The following is a 608-nucleotide window of genomic DNA, read 5'->3' on the forward strand; positions in this document are numbered from 1 at the left end:
ATCGGAAGGTGCGGCTGGATCACCTCCTTTCTAAGGAGACAACGAGTTTAGGTGGAAGAACATCCTGTTTAGTTTTGAGGGATCGAGCTAATCGAGGTTCGAAATTCGAGTTACGAAGTTCGAACCTGAGGCTGGATTTCTCGGTATAGATAACAACATGGGCCTATAGCTCAGCTGGTCAGAGCGCACGCCTGATAAGCGTGAGGTCAGTGGTTCAAGTCCACTTAGGCCCACCATTAAAACAAAGTGTGGGGGCGTAGCTCAGCTGGGAGAGCGCTTGAATGGCATTCAAGAGGTCAGCGGTTCGAACCCGCTCGTCTCCACCATATCTACGAAGTTCGAGGTTCGAAGTTCAAACCTGGGCTGGATTTCTCAGTTAAATTAGGTCTAGTGCAGTTTTTTGGCCGCCGGGCTTTGGAAACGTAGTATTGTCGGCAGCTATGCTGCCGGTAACAATACTAGTGACAGCCGTAGGCGGACAAAAAACGAGCACACTGTTCCTTGAAAACCGCACAGAGTAAAAGGTAACACACTCTGCGAAACATCGTAGCGTGTAGAGTGGAACCATTTTGGCCGCCGGGCTTTGGAAACGCAGTATTGTCGGCAGC

General features: G+C 50.2%; 2 tRNA genes. Both read left to right on the top strand.

From position 1 onward, the window contains the following. Positions 1-159: 159 nt before the first annotated feature. A tRNA-Ile gene (locus ULO1_RS12325) sits at positions 160-236 on the top strand. 14 nt (positions 237-250) lie between these two features. Then, positions 251-326: transfer RNA gene (locus ULO1_RS12330), tRNA-Ala, on the top strand. The last annotated feature ends 282 nt before the right edge of the window (positions 327-608 follow it).

Source organism: Carboxydocella sp. ULO1 (assembly GCF_002049255.1).
Classification (GTDB): Bacteria; Bacillota.